The sequence below is a fragment of the Pseudomonas sp. JQ170C genome, assembly GCF_035581345.1.
Classification (GTDB): Bacteria; Pseudomonadota; Gammaproteobacteria; order Pseudomonadales; family Pseudomonadaceae; genus Aquipseudomonas.
In genome coordinates, this window is sequence record NZ_CP141608.1 from 3,103,041 (window position 1) to 3,127,236 (window position 24,196).

The following is a 24,196-nucleotide window of genomic DNA, read 5'->3' on the forward strand; positions in this document are numbered from 1 at the left end:
GCTCAATGAAAAAGCTCGAAGGAAAAGTAGCCCTGGTGACCGGTTCCGGTCGTGGTATCGGCCGTGAAGTGGCGCTGCAACTGGCCGCCTATGGTGCCAAAGTCGTGGTCAACGACCTCGACGCCGCACCGGCTGAAGAAGTGGTCGCAGAAATTCGCAACGCCGGCGGTGAAGCGGTTGCCTGCGTCGGTAGCGTCACGGCCGTCGACTTCGCCGAGCGTTTCGTCAAGACCGCAGTGGAAAGCTACGGTGGCATCGACATCATCATCAACAACGCCGGCTACACCTGGGACAACGTCATCCAGAAAATGACCGATGAGCAGTGGTACGCCATCATCGACTGCCACCTGACCGCGCCGTTCCGTATCTTGCGCGCCGCCCAGCCGGTCATCAGCGCCCAGGCCAAGAAAGAGGCTGCCGAAGGCCGCGAAGTGTTCCGCAAGGTGGTGAACATCTCCTCCGTCGCCGCCGCCGGCAATGCCGGTCAGACCAACTACTCTTCGGCCAAAGCCGGCATCCTGGGCATGACCAAGACCCTGGCCAAGGAATGGGGACGCCTGAAAGTCTGCGTCAATGCCGTGGCTTTCGGCTTCATCGACACCCGCCTGACCCAGGCGCTGGCAGGCAACGAAAGCAAGACCGTCAGCATCGAAGGCCGGGAAATCAAGGTCGGCGTGCAACAGGCCATGATCGACGGCGCCAGCCAGGCCATTCCGCTAGGTCGCCCGGGTACGCCTGAAGAGGCTGCCGGTTCGGTGGTCATGCTGTGCCTGCCGGAAGCCAACTACGTTTCTGGCCAGACCCTGGTCTGCGGTGGCGGCCAAGGCGCGCTCTGATCGCTGCACACCGTTCACGCTTTTCCTGCGTACATCCCCCGGGTGTGCGCAGCCACTCATAACAACAACGAGATTTCCGAGGTTTCGCCATGCTGGAGAACTACCGTTCGCCCTGGCTCGACGATGACGTCAGCCCCTTCGCCGACAGTGTCCACCGCTTTGTCACCACCCACCTGGCACCGCTTGAAGAGCAATGGCGCGAACAGCACCAGGCCGACCGTGCGTCCTGGCTTGCCGCCGGCGAGATGGGCATGATCCTCCCCGATGTTGACGTCGAATACGGCGGCTCGGGCGGTACGCCGGCGCATTTGGCGGCGGTGATGAACGAAATGGCCTACGCCGGGGTAATGGGCCTGGGCCTGGGTATCAACCACATCGTCGGCCATTACATCCTCGCAGACGGCACCGAAGCCCAGAAGCAGCACTGGTTGCCGAAGATCGCTTCGGGTGAAGTCATCTGTTCGGTGGCCATGACCGAGCCGGGCACCGGCTCCGATCTGCAAGCGGTGCGTACCCGTGCGGTGAAACAGGGCGACAGCTACATCATCAACGGCGCCAAGACCTTCATCACCAATGGCCAGACCAGCGACATGGTGGCCGTGGTTGCCAAGACCGATATCAATGCGGGCTCCAAAGGCATTTCGATTTTCCTGGTAGACACCGCACTGCCTGGCTTTCGCCGCGGCAAATGCCTGGACAAGGTAGGCCAGCAGTCGGCCGATACCTCGGAAATGTTCTTCGACGATGTCGAAGTGCCCGCTGAATGCCTGCTGGGCGGCGTCGAAGGCAAAGGTTTCTATACCTTGATGAAGCAATTGCCGTTTGAGCGCGCGCAAATTGCCATCACTGCAACGGCGACCATGGAGCGCGCGCTGGCGCTGACCATCGAGTACACCAAGGAACGCAAGGTGTTTGGCAAACCGGTGCTGGACTTCCAGAACACCCGCTTCACCCTGGCCGATGTCAAGGCCACGGTTCTGGCATCGCGTACCTTCTGCGACCACCTCATCCAGCAATGGGTGGACGGCAAGCTCGACCCGACCCTGGCCTCGATGGCTAAATTCTGGCTGACCGAACGTCAGAGCGAAGTGCTTGACCGTTGCCTGCAGTTCTTTGGCGGCTACGGCTACATGAACGAGTACCCGATTGCCCGCATGTGGGCCGACGCGCGTGTTGCGCGCATCTACGGCGGTACCAACGAGATCCAGCGCGAGCTGGTCGGCCGTTCGCTTTAAGCGCCAGCCGCCATTACTCAAAGGCACTCGCAGGAGTGCCATTGGCTATTCCAGCGTTGCGAGATCAGTGACATGAGCGAAATAGACACTCCCGCGTCAAGCGAGCCGGGCAGAACACCGCTGCATACGCGCCAGGTCACCTGTAGTGGGTACTTGCGCGACGATGGCCTGATCGACATCGATGGCCACCTGCTGGACATCAAGCACCAGGATCACGATGCCTACTACAAGCTGATTCCGGCCGGTGCCCCGGTGCATCAGATGCGCGTACGCCTGACCGCCGACCTGCAGTTCGTGATCCACAACCTCGAGGCCGTTACCGAAGATGCGCCCACCCCGTACTGCCCTCAGGTGGCTGACGTCTACAAGCGCCTTATCGGTCTGAAAATCGGTCCGGGCTTCAAAAAGCAGGTCGCACAACGAGTCGGCGGTGCCCAGGGCTGTACCCACCTGACCGAATTGCTCGGCCCCATGGCCACCACGCTGTACCAGAGCACCTTCGACCTGATCTGGAATGCCGAACGTCAACGCGCGGCCAGCGACCCGGACTACGTCATCCCCACACCCTGGGTAATCGGCACCTGTCATGCCTATCGCCAGGACGGCGAAGCGGTACGCACCCGGTGGCCGCAAGCGCTGCCCGCCAACGAGTAATCAGACACCCGCACATCCTCAGCAGCTGGCAACTGCCCTGCGCTTTCAAGAACAATAAAAGACTGGAGTGACCGATGTACATTACCCAAGGATTGCACCGCCACCTGCAACGCTGCCCGCAGGCGACCGCCATCGAAACCCAGGACCGGAGTATGACCTACGCCCAGTTCGGCGACCGCGTCGCCCGCCTCGCCGGTGCCCTGAAGAACCTCGGCGTGGCCAGCGGCGAGCGTGTGGCGATGCTCTCGCTCAACTCGCATCGTTACATCGAGTACTACCAGGCGGTGCCTTGGGCCGACGCAGTGCTCAACCCGGTCAATATCCGCTGGAGCGTGGCCGAGATCGTCTACTCACTGGATGACTCGGACACCAGCGTATTGATCGTCGACAACAACTTTATCGCGTTGGCCGGGCACATCATTGCCGCGGCCAAGACCTTGCGTACGGTGATTTACGCGGGCGACGGCGAAACGCCAGACGGCATGCTCAACTACGAAGCACTGATTGCGCAGAGCGCGCCGGTTGCCGATGCTCGGCGCCACGGCGACGCGCTGCTGGGTATTTTCTACACCGGCGGTACTACCGGGTTCCCCAAGGGCGTGATGCTCAGCCATAACAATGTCTGTGCTTCCTCCCTGGCGTTGGTGGCAGCAAATTCCTGCCGTGCTCAAGAGCGTTACCTGCACGTCATGCCCATGTTCCACCTGGCCGACTTCGCGGCAATGACCGCCCTGTTCATCAGCGGCGGCACGCACCTGTTGCTGCCCTCGTTCAATCCGCAGAACGTGCTGCAGATGATCGCCAGCCAGCGCATCAGCGAACTGTTGCTGGCGCCGACCATGATCCAGATGCTGCTGGATTGGCGCGACAATCATCCAGACGCCGCAGCGCTGGACCTGTCGTCGCTGCAGATTATCGGTTACGGCGCATCACCGATTACCCCGGCGCTGCTCAAACGCACCCGCGAAGCGTTCCCCGCCGCCGGCTTGCGCCAGGGCTACGGCATGACCGAACTGGCACCAATGGCCACCCTGCTGCTTCCGCAGTACCACAGCGAAGAACACCACCATAGCGGCAAGATGTACTCCGCCGGCCTGCCGGCCATGTGCGTGGAAGTCCGTATCGTCGATGGCGATGACGTAGAAGTGCCCCGTGGCACCGTCGGCGAGATTGTCGTGCGTGGCCCCAACGTCATGCTCGGCTACTGGAACAAACCCGAGGCCACTGCCGAAGCGATCCGTGACGGCTGGATGCATACCGGCGATGGCGGCTTTATGGATGAAGACGGCTTTGTGCACGTTTGCGACCGCCTCAAAGACATGATTGTCAGTGGTGGCGAGAACATCTACAGCGCCGAAGTGGAAACCGCGATTGCCAGCCACCCGGCAGTTGCCCAGGTGGCGGTGATTGGCATCCCGTGCAAGAAATGGGGCGAAACCGTGCATGCGGTGATCATCCGCAAAGCCGATGCCGATGTCGCCGACGTCGAAATCGTTGCCCATTGCCGCGAACGTATCGCCGGCTACAAGTGCCCGCGCAGTGTCGAGTTCCGCGACAGCCTGCCCTTGTCCAGTGTCGGCAAGGTGCTCAAGACCGACCTGCGCGCCCCCTTCTGGGAAGGCCGCAAGCGCGGCGTGGCCTGAATGCCGATCCACTCAACCACAAGGACAGTCAATCATGGGATTTCAGCGTTTGCGTCATCACGCTGCAAGGTATAAAAACCTGCTCGCCATCGCCCTGCTGGGGGCGCTGGCCATCGCGGCCCTGCCTCAGGTCAAACAGGCCAGTGCCAGCCTGACGGCGAACCAGCTGCACACCCGCATGCTCGAACGCCGCGCTGTCGAAGCGGCGATCTGGGGCATGCCACTGGCCAACTTCGACGCCATGCGCCAGGCCTACTTTCGTGATGCCGGGGCTCAGTACAACGACATCATGTACTGGTCCAGGCCATCGGACTGGAAGAACCAGACCACGACGCCGAACCACTCGACGCTCTATGTGATGCTGTTCGTCAACCTCAAGGATGGCCCGGTGGTGGTCGACATTCCGGCCACCGCCAACGCCGGCCTGTATGGCAGCTTGCTCGATGCCTGGACCATTCCGCTGATCAACGTCGGCAGCCTTGGCCAGGACAAGGGCCAGGGCGCGCGCTACGTTCTGCTGCCCCCGGGTTACCAGGGCCAGGTGCCGGACGGTTATGTGCCAGTGCACAGCACGACCTTCAACAACTACAGCCTGCTGCGCGTCATCACCAAAACCACCAGCGACGCAGACCTGGCCACTGGCGTCGACTACCTCAAATCGCTGAAGGTCTATCCGTTGGCCAGCGCCAAGGCACCTGCCGCCAACCGCTTCCTGGACATGGCCGACAAGGTGCTCGATGGCATCACCCCGTACGATGCGCGCTTCTTCGATTCGGTCGCGCGCATGGTCGCGGAAGAGCCGGTGCAACCGCGTGACCTGAGCATGATGGGCCAGCTCAAGGCCCTGGATATCGGCAAAGGCCTGAGTTTCAACCCGGACAGCCAACGCAAGCAGTTGCTCGACGCCGCTGCGGGCGAAGCCCATGCCTACCTGATGGAAGGCTATGCAGGGTCTGGCGAGGCGATCTGGAGCGAACAGCGGCAATGGCGCTCGCTGGCCAGCCGTGCAGTGTCGATGGGCACCCGGCTGAGCTTTATCGAGCCGGACAAAGGGCTGTACCTGGACGAACGCGCCTATGCCTGGTTCGCCATGTTCGCCCCCATCGTGCCGCCAGGCCCGCACGTGTACATGAAAAGCTACCAGACCGACCGGGGCGAGCGCCTCGATGGCAGCCACACCTACAAGTTGACCATCCCGGCCAATGCCCCGGCTCGCGATTTCTGGGCGGTCGATGTCTACGACGCGCAAACCGCCGGTTTCATCCGCGAAGCCAAAGTCGTCGGCCTTGACTCCTACAACGCGCAGCTGAAGAAGAACAGCGATGGCAGCATTGACCTGTACTTCGGGCCAACACCGCCGCCGGGGCAGGAACACAACTGGATCAGTACCCGACCGGGTAACCCGTTCTTCACCCTGTTCCGCATCTATGGACCGGATAAAGGCATCATCGACCGCAGTTGGGTGCTCAACGATATTCAGCAGATCGACTAGGACGTCAGTGTGAAACGGCGGGCGCCTGCCGTGGCGCTTGCCTTCAAAACAACAATAAGGAACTCCGAAATGCCAAACGCCCTGCCCTTTTCCCGTGCACTTGCCACCCTGCTGTGCCTCGCCCCGTTGTGCGCTGCCCAGGCACAAAGCCTTGAGGCACCCTATGTGTTCAACAATGGTTTTCCGACCCGCGAAACGGTCCAGCGCGTCTACGACGACGTCGACCTCAACCGCGCGCTGCAAAGCTACCGGTTCTTCTATCCCAACGTTGCCATGATGCATTTGTGGAACGCCAACCTGGCCCTGGGCCAGGTCCCCAACAAAGTATTCACGGTGCTGCAAGGCACACCGAAAAAGCGCGTCTTCACGGCAAACTCCGACACCCCTTACGCCGGCCTGATGCTCGACCTGTCCAACGGGCCGATGGTCGTGGAGTTGCCCAAAGGGCCGATCATGAGTGTGGCCAACGACCTCAACCAGCGCTGGGTCGCCGATCTCGGCCTGCCTGGCCCGGACAAGGGCCAGGGCGGCAAATTCCTGTTCCTGCCGCCGGGCTACCAGGGTTCCCTTCCCCAGGGCTACTACACGGCCACGCCGACTACCCAGCGCCTGCTGGTGATGTTGCGCGCCCTGCCCAAGGACGGGCTGGACGCTGCAATCGCCTTGATGAAATCGGTCAAGGTCTATCCCCTGCACCCGCCCGCCGACTGGCCCGCGGCCCAATGGATTGATCAGGCTGGCAAATCCAGCGATATCTCGCCGATTAGCGTCGAAAACACCTTGCAGTACTGGCGCGAACTGCACGAACTGATCAACAACGAACCGGCCCTGCCCGAGTACCGCAATTACTATGGCGAACTGGCGGCATTGGGCATCGCCAAGGGCAAACCGTTCGCACCGGATTCGCGGATGCAGGAAATCCTTATTGAGGCGGCCCAACGCGGCAACGCGCAAATGCGCGTGCAATCGTTGGCCGACCGGCGCAGCGACCGCCTGGCCTGGCCTGACCGCCAATGGGAATGGGCGGTGCTGCGTCCGGAGAACGGCAGCTTTGAAATCAATGGCCGGGTCGATCTCGAGGCGCGCGAGAAGTGGTTCTATCAGGCCATGATCGCCTCACCGGCGATGTTCCGCCGCGAACCCGGCGCCGGGTCGCTGTACTGGCTCGGCAGCCGTGATGCCCAGGGTGCGTTCCTCGATGGCAGCAAGACCTACCGCCTGAAAGTGCCGCAGCCTGTGCCGGCCAAGCTGTTCTGGTCAGTCACCGTGTACGACAGCGAGACCCGCTCCCAGATCGAAAACCCGCAGAACCAGGCCGCCCTGCGTTCGATGATCGAACTGCAGGGTTTGGCCAAGGAGGGTGTCAACGAGCTTTACTTCGGCCCTTCCGCGCCACCCGGCCATGAAAAGCAATGGATCAAGACGTCACCGGGCAAGGGCTGGTTCACCTACTTCCGGATCTATGGCCCAGAGGCCATGGCCTTCAATGGCGAGTGGAAACCGGGTGATTTCGAGGAAGTGAAGTAATACCGCCCGGCGCCGGTTCCCCCGGCGCCTGGCCCAGGCGCGTGTCGGTTGCCAGCAAGCCCGACATGTATGGACATGCCATTGCTCAATCCCTCATAGTCGCGGGTACAAATTAGCGCATTGCCAATCAAACGCGCCCCTCCTGCAGAGGGGCAACACGCACCCGTTGGCCGCCCATAAAAACGACTGTCCATGAAGCCGATTTCCTTGCTCGTTACCACCAAGTTCGCCCCCCCTCGACTTTCCAGCCAAGCGGTACCGCGCGACGCGCTGATATCCCGTTTGAATGAAGCACGCCACCACCGCCTGGTGTTGATCACCGGCAGCGCCGGTTTCGGTAAAACAACCGTGCTCACCCATTGGCGAATGGAGCTATTGAAGGACGGTGCCACGGTTTCCTGGCTGTCGCTGAACGCTGAGGATGACGCACCAGAGGTGTTCTGCGCCGGGTTGATTGGGGCGCTGCAAAAGATGGGGGTGGCGCTGGAGGACCACGTGCTGTTGCTCGACAGCAAGGATGAGGATTGGCGCCAGGCGGTGTGTGCGGTACTGATCAATGCACTGGATCGCGACAATGCTGAAAAGTACCTGATGATTGATGACTTCCATCACATCAGCAACCCGACCACTCTCTCCCTCATCCAGGCGCTGGTTGATAATGCCCCGGCGACCTTTCACCTGATGCTGGCCACCCGACAGGCCTGTCCCCTGCTATTGGGCAGGACGCGGGCGATGGGAGAACTGTGCGAAATCGACAGCAGCGAGCTTACCTTCACCTTTCGTGAGTCCTACGCGTTTCTGAAAAGCCATTTGAACGCGGCGATCGACCTTGAGACTGCACACAGTATTCACGACCTTACCAATGGCTGGCCCATCGGCTTGCAGTTGTTGGCCATCACCCTGAAAAGCAAGCCGGGCAATCAACCCGGCCAGCAGTTGCTCAGCAGCAGCAACCTTGGCGCCTACCTGTCCGAAGACGTCGTCCATGACCTGCCACCTGAACTGCTCGAGTTCATGCAGAAGCTCTCGATCCTGCGCCGTTTCAATGTGGAACTGGCTGCCCACGTCTGCGACATCGACAACGCTGCGGACATGATCGCCATGCTCGAGGCCCGCAATCTGTTCGTGCAGCCGGTGGACCTGCAGGAGCGCTATCAGTGGTACCGCTGGCACCCGATGTTCGCCGACTTCCTCGGCCAGCGCCTGGCCGAAAGCACACACGACATCCGTCAACTGCACCTGCGCGCTGCCGAGTGGTTCAACCGCGAAGCCCTCTACCCGGAAGCCATCCGCCACGCTTTGCTGAGTGAAGATTTCAGCAACGTTGTGCAGATCATTCAGGACGCATTGCCAACCGTCAGCAGCCTGAGTCATTTCGGCACCTACATGCGCTGGATCGAGCGGGTTCCGCCCGATCTGCTCGCACGGCGTCCACGCCTGATGTTGATCAGCGCCTGGATTGCCGCCATTACCGGGCATCTGGAGCGTGCCCGGGAGCTGGCCGGCACGCTCGCCTCGTCCAGGCTGTCGCTGTTGCAAGTGCGCTACATCAACTTGCTGCATGCCGTTATCGCGATCCTTGGCGAGGACGCGGAAACTGCCCTCGCCACCGTACGTACGGTCGGCGACGCCCCCTTGGGCCACCCGTTTTTCGAGTGCTTCCGAACCGGTGTCACTGTCGGGGCATTGGCATACCTGGGGCGCTATGGCGAAGCTCGCAGCGAGTTCAATGCCCCCAATGCCCGTGTAGTGCACACCCAAGACACTGAACTGGCGCTTGTCAATCGCAGTGCTTTTGCCAGCGTTGCCTGGCTCGAAGGCAACATGCTGGAAGCTGAACGCAGTTGCGCAGCCATTCTCGCGTTGGCAGAGGCCGGTTACGGACGCCGCTCGCTCAGCGCCAGTACAATCGCCACCCTCATGGCGGGAATACTGTACGAAACCGATCGCATCGACGATGCCCGCGAAATGCTGACAAAGCGCCTGAATGTCCTGCACTTCTCCGCCCCCGAGTACATGTATTGCGCCACGGTGACTTACGCGCGGCTGCAGTGTCTTCAGGAAAGCCCACAGGCTGCGTTGGAGTACCTGGTCAAGCAGCAGGCGCATTTTCGCCACATCGGTCGCGATCATGGTGTGGTGCTGGCGCTTGCCGAACAGGTCAACATCACCTTGAAGCTTGGTGACCGGCGTCATGCCTCCTCACTACAGGCCACGCTTGATGACCTGGCCACGCCTCCCCACGGCTCGGCATGCTGCCAACTGAGCATCCAGAGTGTCGCAGCGTTGTCGCGCGCGCGCCTGGCCCTCGCCAGCGACAAACCAGAACAGGCTTTGCAAGCGCTGGAAGAAGCACACCGCTTCGGCCTGCAGCTCAACCGTGGGGTCCTGCTGGTAAAAGCCGACATCCTCAGGGCACTCGCATTGAATGAGCTCAAACGCGACGCCCAGGCCCATCTCAGTCTCAGTACCGCAATCGCCTCCGGTTATCGGTTGGGGCTCATGCGCACCTTTCTCGACGAAGGTGAGGCGCTGTACGAATTGCTGCTCAACCTGGACGAACAAAAAGAAGCGGCCGTGGAAGAGTATCGGCAGCAGCTCCTGCGCCAATTGGCCATCGGTGTGCACCAGTCGCACGCCAAGACCTCCATGGATAAAAACGACAACCCCGAAGCGCTGCTACTGACCAAGCGCGAAAAGGAAATTCTCGCCCTGGTCGAACAGACCATGTCGAACAAACGTATCGCGCTCGCGCTGAACATCAGCGAGCAGACGGTCAAGTGGAACCTCAAGAACATCTTCATCAAGCTTGGCGTATCCAGTCGTTACGAAGCCATCAGTGCTGCCCGCCGGATTGCTCAATAGCGCGGCGGGCCACAGCCGTCACAGCCCCGAAACCAGATGCCCGCCATCCACAGTAATCACCGACCCGGTCATCCAGGACGATGCCTGTGTCGCCAGGAGCAACAGCGCGCCATCCAGTTCCTGCGGGGTGCCAAGGCGCTGCATCGGGATGCGCTTGATCAGCGATGCACCCTGGGGTGTATTCCAGGCCGCTTCGGTCATCTCGGTAGAGATGTAGCCGGGTGCGATGGCATTGACACGAATGCCATGGCGCGCCCACTCCAGCGCCAGGCTCTTGGTCAGGTGCACCACGGCAGCCTTGGAGGCCGAATAGGCCGCGACGCCCGGCATGACCCGCTCACCCTGGATCGAGGCGATATTGACGATGATCCCCCCCTGCTCCTGGGCTTTCCAGTGCCGCGCCACTTCGGTTGATACCAGCCAGACGCCACGCAGGTTGGTGGCCATGATCGCGTCGAACGCCTGGATCGGCTGCGTCATGGCGGCGCCGTCGTGGCCGATCCCGGCGTTGTTGACCAGCACATTCAGCGGCTTGCCTGTTGCCGCGATGGTGGCGACGGCCTGCTCGACGGAGGTCTGCGAGGCCACGTCGAGTTCGATAACGGTCACCTGCGCTGCACCGAGCGCCTGAAGTTCGACGGCAAGCGACTCCAGCCGTGACGTACGCCGCGCGCCGATCACCACCTGGGCGCCGCAACGGGCCGCCAATCGGGCGAAATGACTGCCCAGCCCAGAAGACGCGCCGGTGATCAGTATCCGTTGCCCGCTGAGCATTGCACCAAGGTTCATTGCACTTACCTCTCTTGAGTTTTTATCGGCCGGGAGGGCTCAGGGAATTACAGTGAACGCTGCCCCAGCCATTGATCGAGCGCCGGCCACATGCGCTTCTTCGCCGCAGGGCCCGCGATCAGGCTGACGTGGCCGCCCGGCAGTATCAGTTCCTGCTTGTCCGTCGACCCTACCTTGGCCACCAGCGGCCTGGCACAGGCCGGAGGCACCAGCGAGTCATGTTCGGCGATGACATGCAGCAACGGCACCGTGATCCGGGTCAGGTCGACCATCTGGTCGCCGATGCGCAAGGTCCCCTCATTCAGGCTGTTGTTCCACATCAGTTCCTTGATGACCTGGCGGTAGTACTCGCCGGGCAGCGGCAGGTGGTCGTTACCCCAGCCCACCATCATCCGGTGGTGCCTGACGTAGGCGTCGTTCCACATGTTGTCCCACAGCCGCAGTTGGCCGGCGATGCGGCTGGCCGGGCGTTGCAGGTCTATGGCCGTCATGATCATCTCGCCGGGGATGATGCCCACCGTATCGACCAGCCGATCGACCTGGAAAAAGCGTTGATTGGCGATGCCTCGGGACCAACTCATCTGCGACCAGTCCACCGGGGTGGTGAAGCACACCAGGTTCTTCAGCGGCCCCCCGGCATGCAGCGCCGCATACAGGGTCGAGAGCACGCCGCCCATGCAGTAACCGGCCAGCGTCACCTCATCGACCCCGGCGTCGGCCTGTACCCGGGCCATGCAGTCGGGAATGAAGTCGAGCACGTAATCCTCGACCCGCAACGTGCGCTCTGCCTGGGTCGGTGCGTTCCAGTCCAGCACATAGACGTCGTAGCCGCGGCCGAGAAGAAACTCGATCAGGCTCTGGCGCTCGGCCAGATCGAAGATATAGGCCTTGTTGGTGGGCGCCATGACCAACAGCAACGGCACCCGGTACACGTCGTTGCACGTGGCGTGATAGCGATACAGCGCCAGCGTACCGCGCCGGTGCAACAGCGTTCTCGGTGTCTTGCCCATCGCCGGCCCGGGTGAGCCGAGAAATTCCAGGCCCTTGAGCCGCCGCTGGATCATCCGGTCGACTTCGGTGTACAGCCGGCCCGCGAGGGATGGGACATGGTCCTGGCGAGGTTGGGTTGCAGCCATGGTTCAGTCCTCTTTGGGCGCGCGTCTGGCTGCCGGTTTCAGGGTTCGCTTCACGGTTTTCGCCGCAGCCGCCTCGGGCGGCGTTGACGGTCGACGGTTGCGCGACGGTCGGGGCACCAGCGCAGCGTTGACGGCCGATGGCAGCAGTCGGTCGAGCTTGTCTTCGATACGCTGCACAGCGGTTGCCAGCGCGTCGACTTCAGACCGACTGGGCAGCTCCAGGCGCCGCAAGGCACCGGCGAAGGAACGCTCGAACACATGCTGAACGCCCAGGGAAACCTTGGAGAACTGGTTGGCCGCCTGGGCGAACTCGGCCGACTCCTGCTTGCGGGCAGCCAGCGCGTTGATTTCACCTTCGATCAGGTTGATTGCTTCCCGCCACATCTGAAATGGATCAAGAATTCCCACGGCGATACTCCTGGTCAAGGTTGCGTTTCGGGATAGGTCTGCTGGGCGACTCGCCCGTCGAGCCGTTCGACAAGGCGGTGACGTATGAAGGCCGTGGGCACCCGCCAGGGCAGCAGCGCCCGGCGGGCGGCGCGGGCGGCCGCCGGGGACACCTGGCGCAACAGCGTGCCGCTCCAGCCCTCGCTCGCCTCCCAGGTCATCAGACTGGATGTCGCCACCCCGGCCATTGCCGCGCACAGCTTCGATGGCCGCGCGGGCACGTCGGCAATTTCCACCGTGCGGTCCGGCGCCGGTTCGCCGCCAAACGCGGTCGCCAACGATTCGCCGATGCGCTGCAAGGCATCGCGGCCAGCGCCGATGACGGCGTCGAAATTCAGGAAGCCATGGAACTGGCCCGCATAATGAAGCAGCTCCACCGGCACCCCTGCCGCGCGCAGGCGCGCGGCATAGTCCAGGCCGTCGTCACGGATCGGGTCGAAACCGGCACTGATGACCACGGCGGGCGGCAGGCCCTGCATGTCCTGGCTGCGTCGCGGCGACAGCCAGGGGTCTTGCGGATTCAGGGTTTCCAGCGAGCCGGCAACGGTCTGCTTGATCTGCGCCAGCAGGCTGTCGGTGATCATGAAGCCCTTGGCGTTTTCAACAAAGGAAGGAAACTCCTGCAGCAGGTCGGTGGCCGGATAGGCCAGCACTTGCAGGCACAGCGCCGGCCCCTTGCGCCGCAGCGCCTCCTGAGCCACGGCAGCGCAGATGTTGCCGCCTGCCGAGTCGCCACCGATGGCCAGGCGCGTGGTATCGATCCCCAGCGTAGCGCCGTTGTCGGCCACCCATTGCAACGCGGCGAGAAAGTCCTCGCGCCCTGCGGCCAGGTCATGCTCAGGCGCCAGTCGATAGCGCACCGCGATACTGATGCACCGGGCCTCATGGGTAGCGCTGCGGCAGATCGACTCGGCGGTGTCCAGGCCACCGACCACAAACCCGCCGCCATGGCACCAGAGGAACGCGGGCAGCAAGTGATCGGCATCGTCCGGCTTGAAAATGCGCAGTTCGATGGGGCCGCCGGGACCGTCGATGACCTGCTCGATCACCCTGGCGACCGGAAGTTGTTTGCTCAGGGCCAGCGCTGCCAGGCGCCAGACCTCACGCAACTGGCGCAGCGAATAATGTTCGACCGGGCGGATGCGTGTCGCCAGGTTGAGCAGGCGCAGAAACGCGCGGGCATCCTGATCGGGACGGCTCGAACGGCGCACCTGTGGCATGCCGATGATGCCATTCCAGACGCGCTGGGTTGCTTTGGAACGTTTTGTTGGGGCTGATCCCGTTGGCGCGGTCATTCAATGTTCCTCGAATGTTTGCTGCCAACAGCCTACCGATTACCACCTGCGCCTCATCCCCCCCGTGTGGATGGGTGAATACCCACCCCACTCCTGATTTTGCGCGCGATGATGATCGCGTCGTAGCGGCTGGAAACGCCGAATTTGGAGAAGATGTTCTTGAGGTTCCACTTCACCGTTTGCAAGCTCAGGTTCAAGGTCAAGGCAATGCGCTTGTTGGACATCGACTGCTCGAGCAGGTCGATGATGTCCTGCTCACGGCGGGTCAATGCCACATGCTCAGTGATCCGTTCAATCACCACCGGCGGGCTTTCGTCCGCCTCGATGGGTGGCAGTTGCGGTAGCTGAGCGCACAGCTTGCGGTAATACGCGTCCAGGACCGGGTCGTCGGCAAGGTCAAGTTGCGCCAGCATGCCCTGGAACGCTTCACCTTCATCCACCAGGGTGCGCACCAGCCCCAGGCGGTAACCGCTCGAGACGGCCAAATGCAAGGATTCCCACGCCTCGGTACCACGGTCCAGCTCATCCAGGGCAAAGGCGCGGAGCAATTCGACCTTGACCCGCCACTGCCCCCTGCCCAACTCGCCGGCATGGTGCTCGACAATATCCAGCGCCTGCAACGCCGCTTCAGGCTGGCAACGCGCCAGTGCCAGGCGCGCCTTGGACAAGGCCGCGAGGGCCATGACCTCCGCATCACAGGACGACGCCCCGCGATGGTCCTGGGCAAGCTCGTCGAGCAGCACTTGCAGGGTCTCGGCATGGCGCCAGTCGCCGCACTTCAAGCCGATGCGCAACTGCTCGTCGAGCATTCTGGCCGTGCCGCGGTCCAGCCCCAGCGTACGGAAGTGGGTTTCCTTGTCTGCCAGGTACGCCAGCGCGCTGCGTGGCGACACTTGCAGATCGAGCAGGCGTGCATGGCACAGCGCCGCACCGATCATGTAGCCGGGCGTGGAGAAGCGCAGAATGTCCAGACGATGGGCCAGCACCTCGCGCGCCTCATCGAGCCGGTCCAGTTCATACAACACCTCGGCCATGAGCGCTGCGCTGCCACAGGCGCTCACCGAGCGACGGCCGTGCAAAGACTCGGCCTGGGCCAATATCGCCGCCCCCACGCGTTCAGCCTCCAGCACCCTGCCCTCAAGCAACAACCCCGAGGTCATGGCGTTCATCCCCATCAAGGCCATTTCGTCGCTGCTGTTGCGCAGACAACGGCCGTCGGCGCCATTGAACACGCTGCGCGCCTCGCGATACCGCCCGGCCAGTGCCAGGCAGGTGATCGTCATGCCTACGCGCACCTGCTCCTGGAAGGGATGGAGGGTGGGTGCATCGTCGGGCAACTGCATCAGTGCCAGGCAGCTCGCTTCATCGTCTGCATGCAGGGCCAGTGACGCTTTCAACAGGCGCAGTTGATACGCCCACTGCGGTGACTGCGGCACGCTTTCGAGCGCGGCGATCCATGCCTGTGCCTTGCCGGTGAGCACCGTGAGTACCGCGCCCCAGATGCCCATGAGCAAGAGCGACGGGTGTCGGGTCAACACCGCCAAGGGCACGTGGTCGAGCCAGCGCATGAACTGGCTGAGATGGCTCACACGGCGGTAGGACGGCTGGACCCGCTCCAGCAATTGCACGACAACGGTAAAATCCTCGCAGTGCAAGGCATGGCGCAACGACTCCGGCACCAGGCCGGCCTGCTCGAACCAGGCCGCAGCGCGTCGGTGCAAGGGCGCGACATCGGCACCAGAGGCCTGCAGACGCTGGGTGAGAAACTCGATAAACAACGGATGCAGCCGGTACCACTGGTGAGTGCCCGGCACATCCACCGCCTGAATGAACAGATTGCGCTCCTCCACCGCCGCGATCAGTTGCGCTGCCTGCGGGGAGTCGGTGACCTGCGCGGCGACATCGACGTTGAAGCGCCTGAGGATGGAAATCTTCTGCAGGAAATCGAACAGTTGCGCCGGCAAGTCGGCTACCACATCTTCAGACAGATAGGCTCTGAGGGCGGCACTGTCAGGCAGCAGTGCGGTGCTCTTGACACCTTTCCTCGGGTTGGCCTTCAAGGCGATGGACATCAATTGCAGGCCGATCGGCCAGCCATCGGTCTGGTCGTGGATGGCATGGGCGGCGTCCAGGTCCACGCCCTGGTCCAGGTGCGCCTTGAGGAAGGCCAGTGACTCCGCAAAGTTGAACGACAGCCCGGCACAATCCACTTCGCACAACTCACCCATGGCGCGCAGACGCCCCAGCAGCAAGGGCGGCCGCGTGCGCGATGCCAGTACCACATGCAGGTGATGCGGTGCGTCGTCGATCAGCGTGTGCATCAACTGGGCGATACGCACGTCAACGGCATGCTGGAAATCATCGAGCATGACGTACAGCTCACCGCTCGTGCGCGCCAGGGCGTTGATCAACAGTGCCGCCATCGCCTTGGTGTCAATGGCTTCGGGCCCGGCCAGCAACATCAGGTCGCCATCCAGGGGCACGCCTGCCTGGCGCAAGGCCCCCATCAAGCTGACGCAAAACGACTCCAGCACGCCGTCGTCCGGCGACACCGACAGCCAGGCCGCTTGATCGCCGTTTCTGATCACTTGCTGGCGCCATTGCGCCAGCAGCGTGGTTTTGCCGAAACCGGCGCTGCCGGTGATCAGCTGCAGGCGACTGTGGCGTTCGCGCTGCAGCTTTTCCAGCAATTGTTCACGGACCACGGCCTGGTTGCCGATACGCGGAGGGGCGAATCGGGTCGTGGTCAGCAGGGCATTGGTGTTCATGTCTGCGCACTCGGTTCAGGCGTAGTGAGCACGCAGTTGGCCCAGAACGGCTATTGCAGGGAGCGTCGCCACGGATGCCGCGCGACGTGCAACAGCCTAGCCAGAATGCGGTGTTTGACCTATCCCTCGAACGAGTGAGATTGCAATGAGTAAGCCCCGGCAACCCCGGTGGCACGGGCTACCGGGGACCGGGAAGCAGCTCAGGCGATGTTGCGGCCGCGATTGGACCAGAAGGGTTCGCGCAGTTCGTTCTTGAGGATCTTGCCGACCGTGGACAGCGGCATGGCCTGGCGGAATTCGACGCTGCGCGGGCACTTGTACCCGGCAATGCGGCTGCGGCAATGGGCAACCAGTTCATCCTCGGTCGCAGCGACGTCGGGCTTGAGCACGATCACCGCGTGCACCGTCTCACCCCATTTATCGCTGGGAATGCCGATGACGGCGCTTTGCGCCACAGCCGGGTGACTGGCCAGGGCATTTTCCACTTCGGCGGAGTAAATGTTTTCACCGCCGCTGACGATCATGTCCTTGAGCCGGTCGACGATGTAGACGAAACCTTCTTCGTCCATATAGGCACCGTCACCGGTATGCATCCAGCCGTCCTTCAAGACTTCAGCGGTGGCGGCCGGGTTGTTCCAGTAACCGAGCATCACGTTCGGGCCGCGCACCACGATCTGGCCGACCGTGCCCCGTGGCACCTCCCGGTCCTCGGCGTCGACGATTTTCAGCTCGACGCAGCTGATCGCCCGCCCGGCCGAATACATCTTGCCGCTGGCCTGGTGCTCGACGCAGTGATACTCGGCATCGAGCATGGTGCCGCCGGTGGTCAGCTCGGTCATGCCGTAGCCCTGGAAGAACCGGGCGGTGGCAAAGGCATCACAGGCGCGGTTGAGCAACACCGGGGAAATGGGCGAAGCACCATAGATGATGTGCTTGATGGAACTCAGGTCCAGGGCACCCAAGTGCGCTTTGGCGTCGCGTGCATCCAGCATCATCTGGATCATGGTCGGCGCCATCATGGCATCGGTCACACCTTCCTGACTGATCAGTTCCAGGGCCGTTTCACCGCTGAAGGCCGGCAGCACGACATGGGTGCCGCCGCAGATGAGCACGGCATACATGCCGGAAAAGTCCGCCAGGTGGAACATGGGCATCGCATGCAGGAACTTCGCTTCGCTGCCGTAGAAACCCTTGCTCAGGCTGGCCAGCGCAGCAAAGGCCAGGTTGTCCTGGCTGATCATGACGCCCTTGGGAAAGCCGGTAGTGCCGCCGGTGTAGAAGATGCCCAGCAAGGCGTCGCCGCTGCGGCGCACATCGTCGACGGCCTCGGCCTCGGCCAGCAAGGCTTCGTAGTTCAGCATGCCCTCCGGCGTTTCCTGGTCGCCGGCGTAAATGACATGGCGAATGGTGGTGGCCTGGCGGGCGATCGTTGCGCCCAGGGCGCTGAAGGTGTCGTCGACAATGAGGATGGTAGAGTGCGAATCATCGAGCGAGTAGACGATCTCCAGCGCGCTCCAGCGGGTATTGACCGGGTTGAGGATACCGTCCGCCCATGGCACACCGAGGCTGTACTCGACGTAGCGCTGCGAATTGCGCGACAGCATGGCGACACATTCACCGCTGGTCAGGCCCAGCTTCTTCAGCGCGCCGGCCAGGCGGGCAACCCGCTCACCGAGCGCGGCATACGTCAGGCTGCGGCCCTGGTAGCGGATGGCCGTTGCAGTGGGACGCTGCTGCATGTGTCGGTGCAACCCTTGGGTGATGTACATCTGAGCCTCCAAATCTTGTTGTTATGAGTAAAGCAGCTGCCTCTTGTCGCGCGGCACAAACCAGGTGCAAAGCACCGCCACAGCGGTGCATTTGCGCAAAGGGGTGCCATCCCTGGCCTCCCGCAAGCCACTCTCGTGGATGAGCGCCTGCGGGGCCTGTCGCCGTTACAGCGAGCGTCCTACCAGCTCACGCTGGATTTCGTTGGCGCCGCCGTAGATGCGCGCAACGCGAGCGTCGGCGAACATCCGGGCGATCGGGTATTCGTTCATGTAACCGAAGCCGCCAAAGAATTGCAGGCAACGGTCCATGACCTCGCCCTGGCGATCGGTCAGCCAGAACTTGCCCATCGACGCCGTGGTGGTGTCCAGGGTGCCATCGACCCAGCGCTGGATGATCAGATCGCCGAAGGTGCGCGACGCGGTGACCGTGGCCTTCACATCCGCCAGGGTAAAGCGAGTGTTCTGGAAGTCCAGGATGGTCTTGCCGAACGCCTTGCGTTCCTTGGTGTATTCAACGGTCAACGCCAGGGCACGTTCCATGGCGGCAACGGCCTGGATGGAGATCTCCGCACGCTCATAAGGCAGCTGTTGCATCAACTGATAGAAGCCCAGCCCCTCGACACCACCGAGCAGGCAGTCGGCCGGCACTTCGCATTCGTCGAAGAACATCTCCGAGGTGTCTTGCCCCGGCAGGCCGATCTTGTCCAGGCACTGGCCACGGACGAAGCCCGGGGTGTTGGTGTCGACGATGAACAGCGAAATGCCTTTGGAGCCCTTGGCTTCCAGGTCGGTCTTGGCGATGACCACCACCATGTCACTGTTCTGGCCATTGCTGATGAAGGTCTTCGAGCCGTTGATGACGTACTTGTCACCCTGCTTCACCGCCCGGGTACGCACGCCTTGAAGGTCCGAGCCGGTGCCCGGCTCGGTCATGGCGATGGAGGTGATGCACTCGCCGGAAGCGATCTTCGGCAGCCACTGCCGTTTCTGCGCCTCGGTGCCGCTGGCGAGGATGTAGTGACCGACAATGTGGTTGATGCTCAGCGCGATGCTCATGACGCCGGCATAGGTCAGCTCCTCCATGGCCACGGCGTAGTGCGCCGGGGTGCCATCGGCGCCGCCGTACTCCGATGGCATGTCCGGCAGGATCATGCCCATTTCGCCGCAGGCCAGCCAGGCGGCGCGGTCGGAGCGGTGCTGTTCGCGCCACTTGTCTTCGTGGGGCAGCAGTTGCTCGCGCACGAAGCGGCGGATGCTGTCGCGGAATGCGCCGAGGTCGGCGTCCATCCACGGCGAGGTGTAGTTTTCCAGTTGCATGACCAATCTCCTCAAAGGCTCAAACGGTGCCGAGGCCGCCGCCGCAGACCAGGGTCTGGCCGGACACGTAGTCCGACTCCGGGATGCAGAACAGATACACCGCGCCAGCGGCTTCATCCGGGGTGCCCGGGCGTCCCAGCGGACACATCTGCTTGCCTGCTTCGATGGCCGCAGCCTGGATGCCGACCTTGATTTCGCGACCCTCGATGTTCACGGTCTTGCTCGCGTCGCCCGCCAGGGCCTGGGTCATGCGGGTTTCGATGTGACCGTAGGCCACCGCGTTGACATTGACCTTGTGGCGGCCCCACTCCTTGGACAGGGTCTTGGTCATGCCGAGGATGCCGGCCTTGGCCGTCGAGTAGTTGGTCTGACCTGCGTTGCCGGCAGCGGCGATGGAGGAAATGTTCACCACCTTGCGATGCACCACGCGGCCTTCGGCGGCCTCGGCCTTGGCGGCGGCGCTGATCACCGGATACGCCGCGCGCAGGATGCGGAACGGTGCGGTCAGGTGGCAGTCGATGATCGCGTACCACTGCTCGTCCGACATCTTCTGGATGACGTTGTCCCAGGTGTAACCCGCGTTGTTGACGATGATGTCGATGCCGCCATAGGTGTCGACGGCGGTCTTGACGAAGCGGTCGGCGAAATCGACAGCGGTCACGCTACCGACGCAGGCGACCGCCTGGCCACCGGCCGCACGGATCTCTGCCACCACTTCTTCGGCCGGGCCTGCGTCCAGGTCGTTGACCACGACGCGGGCGCCGTCGGCGGCCAGTTTCAATGCGACGCTGCGGCCGATGCCGCGACCCGAGCCGGTCACCAGCGCTACTTTGCCTTCAAGCTTTTTCATGTGTTCAGTACCTTTGTTTTCTTGTTTTCGATGCCCGGGGTTCAGTCGGGATTCAGCTCAACGCGACGACGGCTTCGCCCACCACTTTGTCTTCGCCGTACTGGTTGGCGCACTTGATGTGCAGGCGCACCAGGCGCTCGCCGTTCACTTCGATTTTCTCTGCCACTCGGCCCGTCAAGTGCGGGATATGGCCAATCTGGGTGATGCCGGTGAAACGCATCGCCAGCTTGCGAATGTGCGTCTGCGGCACCCAGTGGGTCAGTAGGCGGCCGAGGTAGGCGGCCGAGAGCATGCCGTGGGCGAACACATCCGGTACGCGGGCCTTGCGGGCGAAGTCGATGTCGATGTGGATCTCGTTATGGTCACCGGACGCCCCGGCATAGAGCGCCAGCATCGTGCGATTGATCGGGCGCAGCTTCAAAAGCGGCACCTCATCGCCCACCTGGACATCGCTGAACTGCAGGAAGGCTTTCTGGGCTTGTGACATGGGTATTTCCTCAGCGCTGCACGAGCGAAGAACGAAGATCGGCAATGTGCTCGCCGTCCTGGTTGGTCACGCGGGTTTCCTGCACCACAAATTGCAGCGCCCCGCCCTTCTTCTCGTACACATCGACGATGCGTGTATCGAACGTCAGAACGTCGCCGGCGAACGCCATGCGGTGATAGTTGAATTCCTGCTCGGCGTGCAGGATGCGGCCCAGGTCGAAGCCCATGATGTCTTCGACGATGGCTTGCGGGTTGCGCCCTTCGCTTTCCAGGCACAGCAGGAACGTCGGGGGTACCGGCAGCGCCTTGTAGCCGGCGGCTTTGGCCGCGGCTTCGTCGGTATAGACCGGGTCGGTCTCGCCAATGGCTTTGGCGAAGAACCGCAGGCGACCCTTCTCCACGTCACTGGTGGTGACCCCCAGGTTACGGCCGATCAGACTCTTGTCCGCCATTTCTAATGATTCCTCTCGGTAATCAGGCAATCGCGCACCGCGTGGGGTGCGCGAGCCACAGTGGGATCAGCCGCGACCGAACAGCGTCACGACACCGGCGCCGCCCAGGCCCAGGTTGTGCTGCAAGGCGTGGCGCAAACCTTCGACCTGGCGAGCACCGGCACTGCCGCGCAACTGATGGGTCAGCTCAAAGCACTGCGCCAGGCCCGTGGCGCCCAACGGGTGACCTTTGGACAGCAGGCCGCCCGACGGATTGATCACCACCTGGCCGCCGTAGGTGTTGTCGCCGTCCATGACGAACTGTTCGCCGCCGCCCACCGGGCAGAAACCCAGGCCTTCGTAGGTCAGCAGTTCGTTGTGGGCGAAGCAGTCGTGCAGCTCGCAGACGCGGATGTCCTGCGGGCCGACGCCGGCTTTTTCATAGACTTCGTTGGCCGCCTGCTGGGTCATGCCGACGCCCACCACGCTGATCATCGAAGGCGGATCGAACGCGTGCGGTTTATCGGTGGCCAGCGCCTGGGCCAGGATGGTCACATCGGTGCGCAGGCCATGCTTCTTGGCAAAGCGCTCGGAAACAATGATCGCCGCTGCGCCACCGCAGGTGGGCGGGCACGCCATCAGACGGGTCATCACGCCTTCCCAGACCACCTGGTCGGCCATCACTTCTGCGGTGGTAACCACTTTGCGGAACACCGCCAGCGAATTGTTGGCGGCATGACGGCTGGCCTTGGCACGGATGGCCGCGAAGGTCTCCATCCTGGTGCCGTACTTTTCCATGTGCTCCTTGCCCGCGCCGCCGAAGAACATCAGCGCGCCCGGCATGCCGATCCCTTCAGGGAAGGCGGCGGCGGAGGCATCGAAGCCCTTGCCCATGGTCAGGGGACGGTCGGTCCAGAAATTTTTCAGCGCGCCCGGCTGCATCTGCTCGAAGCCGAAGGCCAGTGCGCAATCGACAGCGCCGCTTTCGACGGCCTGGCGCGCCAGGTACAGCGCGGTGGAGCCGCTGGCGCAGTTGTTGTTGACGTTGATGACCGGGATCCCGGTCATGCCGACTTCGTACAGCGCAGACTGGCCGCAGGTGGAATCGCCGTAGACATAGCCGGCGTAAGCCTGCTGCACCAGGTCATAGCTCAGGCCCGCATCTTGCAGCGCCTGGCGTACTGCCTGGGCGCCCATCTCGATGTAGGAACCGCTCGCGCCAGGCTTGGCGAACTGAATCATGCCAACGCCGGCAATATAGGTTTTCTGTGACATCACGTTCTCCCCGTTGATTGATGCAAGCGGCTCGTCTCGCGGCCCGCTGCGCCATGACGTCATGGTTGCCTACCCACCCCCGGGCTGTATCCCGCTCGCTTGGAGTGGTTTGGGGTGGGGTTGGATCAGGCAATCGCCCCCGCCGCGCGCAGCTCGCCGATACGCGTATCGTCCAGCCCCAGTTCGCGAAGGATGTCGAGGGTGTGTTCGCCGTTTTTTACCCTGCGCCCTGCCGTGGCCGGGGTGCGGCTCAGCCGGGGCGCCGGTGCAGGGTGGGTAACGCCGTCGGTCTGCATGAACGTGCCGCGCGCCTGGTGGTGCGGGTGCTCGGTGGCTTCGTTGAAATCCAGCACCGGGGCGAAACAGACGTCGGTACCGTCCAGCAGCTCGCACCACTGATCCCGTGTGCGGGTGCGGAACATCGTCTCGAGCTTGCTGCGCAGGGCCGGCCATTGCTGGCGATCCCACTGGCGCTCGAACGCCGGGTCATCGATCTGGCACAGCTCCATCAGCAGCCGGTAGAACTGCGGCTCGATGGAGCCGATCGACACAAACCCGCCATCGGCGCAGACGTAGCAGCCATAGAAAGGCGCGCCGCCATCGAAGATGTTTTCTCCGCGGCCGCGCCACTCGCCACGCTGCTTGAACTCGTAATACATGGTGCTGAGCAACGCGGCGCCATCGGAAATGGCGGCGTCCACCACCTGCCCCTTGCCGGACTTCTGTGCTTCGAGCAACGCGCTGACGATACCGAAGGCGAGGAACATCGCGCCGCCGCCCATGTCACCCGCCAGGTGCAGCGGCGGGGTCGGTTCGCGGTCGGCATGACCCATGGCGTGCAGCGCACCGGTGATGGCGAGGTAGTTCAGGTCGTGGCCGGCAGCGCTGGCCAGCGGACCGCTCTGCCCCCACCCGGTCATGCGCCCGTACACCAGGCGCGGGTTGCGTTGCAGGCAGTGCTCCGGCCCCAGCCCCAGGCGTTCCATCACCCCCGGTCGAAAGCCCTCGACCAGCACATCGGCGCCCTCGATCAGCTGCAGCAGCACTTCGGTCGAGCCCGGCTTGCGCGGATCGATCGCCAGGCTGCGCCGCCCCCGACTGATCACGCTGTCATCGCCATTGAGGAAGCCCGATACCAGACGGTCGATCCGAATCACCTCGGCGCCCATATCGGCCAGTAACATGGTGGCGAACGGCGCGGGCCCGATCGCGTTCATCTCGACTACCTTCACACCTGCCAGTGGTCCTGCCATCACTTGTCTCTCTCATTGTTGGATGCATGGCTGCCTGCACGCCCAATCGGCGAGCGGCGCGCATCAGGCTAGCCAGCCCCGCAGGCGAGACAATCGCTCGAACGAGTGAAGTTCCGCCCGCCCCTGCA

General features: G+C 62.9%; 19 protein-coding genes. 7 read left to right on the top strand and 12 right to left on the bottom strand.

The annotated features are described in order from the left end of the window. The first annotated feature begins 5 nt into the window (after window positions 1-5). From U9R80_RS14240 to U9R80_RS14270, 7 genes are all read left to right on the top strand, one after another. The gene (locus U9R80_RS14240; RefSeq protein ID WP_301837633.1) at window positions 6-836 is read left to right on the top strand and encodes an SDR family NAD(P)-dependent oxidoreductase; all 831 of its coding nucleotides are present in this window, start codon (window positions 6-8) and stop codon (window positions 834-836) included. An 89-nt stretch (window positions 837-925) separates the two neighbouring features. Beyond that, on the top strand, window positions 926-2,071 hold the full coding sequence (locus U9R80_RS14245) for an acyl-CoA dehydrogenase family protein (protein ID WP_301837632.1): 1,146 nt from the start codon (window positions 926-928) through the stop codon (window positions 2,069-2,071). A 72-nt stretch (window positions 2,072-2,143) separates the two neighbouring features. Next, the gene (locus U9R80_RS14250; protein WP_301837631.1) at window positions 2,144-2,725 is read left to right on the top strand and encodes a DUF2889 domain-containing protein; all 582 of its coding nucleotides are present in this window, start codon (window positions 2,144-2,146) and stop codon (window positions 2,723-2,725) included. Window positions 2,726-2,799: 74 nt separating this feature from the next. Continuing rightward, on the top strand, window positions 2,800-4,368 hold the full coding sequence (locus tag U9R80_RS14255) for a long-chain-fatty-acid--CoA ligase (RefSeq protein WP_301837630.1): 1,569 nt from the start codon (window positions 2,800-2,802) through the stop codon (window positions 4,366-4,368). Between the two features lie 34 nt (window positions 4,369-4,402). Beyond that, window positions 4,403-5,860 carry a DUF1254 domain-containing protein gene (locus U9R80_RS14260; protein WP_301837629.1) on the top strand — a complete coding sequence of 486 codons (1,458 nt, stop codon included), beginning with the start codon at window positions 4,403-4,405 and terminating at the stop codon, window positions 5,858-5,860. 69 nt (window positions 5,861-5,929) lie between these two features. Further along, a complete protein-coding gene (locus U9R80_RS14265) occupies window positions 5,930-7,387 on the top strand; it encodes a DUF1254 domain-containing protein (RefSeq protein WP_301837628.1) in 1,458 nt (485 codons plus the stop codon). Window positions 7,388-7,669: 282 nt separating this feature from the next. Next, window positions 7,670-10,252 carry a LuxR C-terminal-related transcriptional regulator gene (locus U9R80_RS14270; RefSeq protein WP_324802998.1) on the top strand — a complete coding sequence of 861 codons (2,583 nt, stop codon included), beginning with the start codon at window positions 7,670-7,672 and terminating at the stop codon, window positions 10,250-10,252. 18 nt (window positions 10,253-10,270) lie between these two features. Here U9R80_RS14270 and U9R80_RS14275 read toward each other — a convergent pair whose 3' ends face one another. The 12 genes from U9R80_RS14275 to U9R80_RS14330 all read right to left on the bottom strand — a co-directional run bounded on the left by U9R80_RS14275 (window position 10,271) and on the right by U9R80_RS14330 (window position 24,068). Continuing rightward, window positions 10,271-11,041 (bottom strand): SDR family NAD(P)-dependent oxidoreductase, encoded by a 771-nt coding sequence (locus U9R80_RS14275; protein ID WP_301837626.1) that lies wholly within the window; start codon window positions 11,039-11,041, stop codon window positions 10,271-10,273. Between the two features lie 47 nt (window positions 11,042-11,088). After that, window positions 11,089-12,177 carry an alpha/beta fold hydrolase gene (locus tag U9R80_RS14280; RefSeq protein WP_301837625.1) on the bottom strand — a complete coding sequence of 363 codons (1,089 nt, stop codon included), beginning with the start codon at window positions 12,175-12,177 and terminating at the stop codon, window positions 11,089-11,091. A 3-nt stretch (window positions 12,178-12,180) separates the two neighbouring features. Beyond that, window positions 12,181-12,561 (bottom strand): phasin family protein, encoded by a 381-nt coding sequence (locus U9R80_RS14285; RefSeq protein ID WP_324803002.1) that lies wholly within the window; start codon window positions 12,559-12,561, stop codon window positions 12,181-12,183. Between the two features lie 38 nt (window positions 12,562-12,599). After that, window positions 12,600-13,919, bottom strand: a complete 1,320-nt coding sequence (locus U9R80_RS14290; RefSeq protein ID WP_301837623.1) for an alpha/beta hydrolase — start codon at window positions 13,917-13,919, stop codon at window positions 12,600-12,602. A gap of 53 nt (window positions 13,920-13,972) precedes the next feature. Beyond that, complete coding sequence (locus U9R80_RS14295) at window positions 13,973-16,687, bottom strand: LuxR C-terminal-related transcriptional regulator (RefSeq protein ID WP_301837622.1); 2,715 nt, start codon at window positions 16,685-16,687, stop codon at window positions 13,973-13,975. A 200-nt stretch (window positions 16,688-16,887) separates the two neighbouring features. After that, window positions 16,888-18,456, bottom strand: a complete 1,569-nt coding sequence (locus tag U9R80_RS14300; protein ID WP_301837621.1) for a long-chain-fatty-acid--CoA ligase — start codon at window positions 18,454-18,456, stop codon at window positions 16,888-16,890. A gap of 165 nt (window positions 18,457-18,621) precedes the next feature. After that, window positions 18,622-19,773, bottom strand: coding sequence for an acyl-CoA dehydrogenase family protein (locus tag U9R80_RS14305; RefSeq protein ID WP_301837620.1), 1,152 nt, complete (start codon window positions 19,771-19,773; stop codon window positions 18,622-18,624). Window positions 19,774-19,792: 19 nt separating this feature from the next. Then, complete coding sequence (locus tag U9R80_RS14310; protein WP_301837619.1) at window positions 19,793-20,623, bottom strand: SDR family NAD(P)-dependent oxidoreductase; 831 nt, start codon at window positions 20,621-20,623, stop codon at window positions 19,793-19,795. 52 nt (window positions 20,624-20,675) lie between these two features. After that, the gene (locus U9R80_RS14315) at window positions 20,676-21,110 is read right to left on the bottom strand and encodes a MaoC family dehydratase (RefSeq protein ID WP_301837618.1); all 435 of its coding nucleotides are present in this window, start codon (window positions 21,108-21,110) and stop codon (window positions 20,676-20,678) included. 10 nt (window positions 21,111-21,120) lie between these two features. Next, a complete protein-coding gene (locus U9R80_RS14320; protein ID WP_301837617.1) occupies window positions 21,121-21,561 on the bottom strand; it encodes a MaoC family dehydratase N-terminal domain-containing protein in 441 nt (146 codons plus the stop codon). A 66-nt stretch (window positions 21,562-21,627) separates the two neighbouring features. Further along, a complete protein-coding gene (locus U9R80_RS14325) occupies window positions 21,628-22,815 on the bottom strand; it encodes a lipid-transfer protein (RefSeq protein ID WP_301837616.1) in 1,188 nt (395 codons plus the stop codon). 125 nt (window positions 22,816-22,940) lie between these two features. Further along, on the bottom strand, window positions 22,941-24,068 hold the full coding sequence (locus U9R80_RS14330) for a CaiB/BaiF CoA transferase family protein (protein ID WP_301837614.1): 1,128 nt from the start codon (window positions 24,066-24,068) through the stop codon (window positions 22,941-22,943). Window positions 24,069-24,196 lie beyond the last annotated feature (128 nt).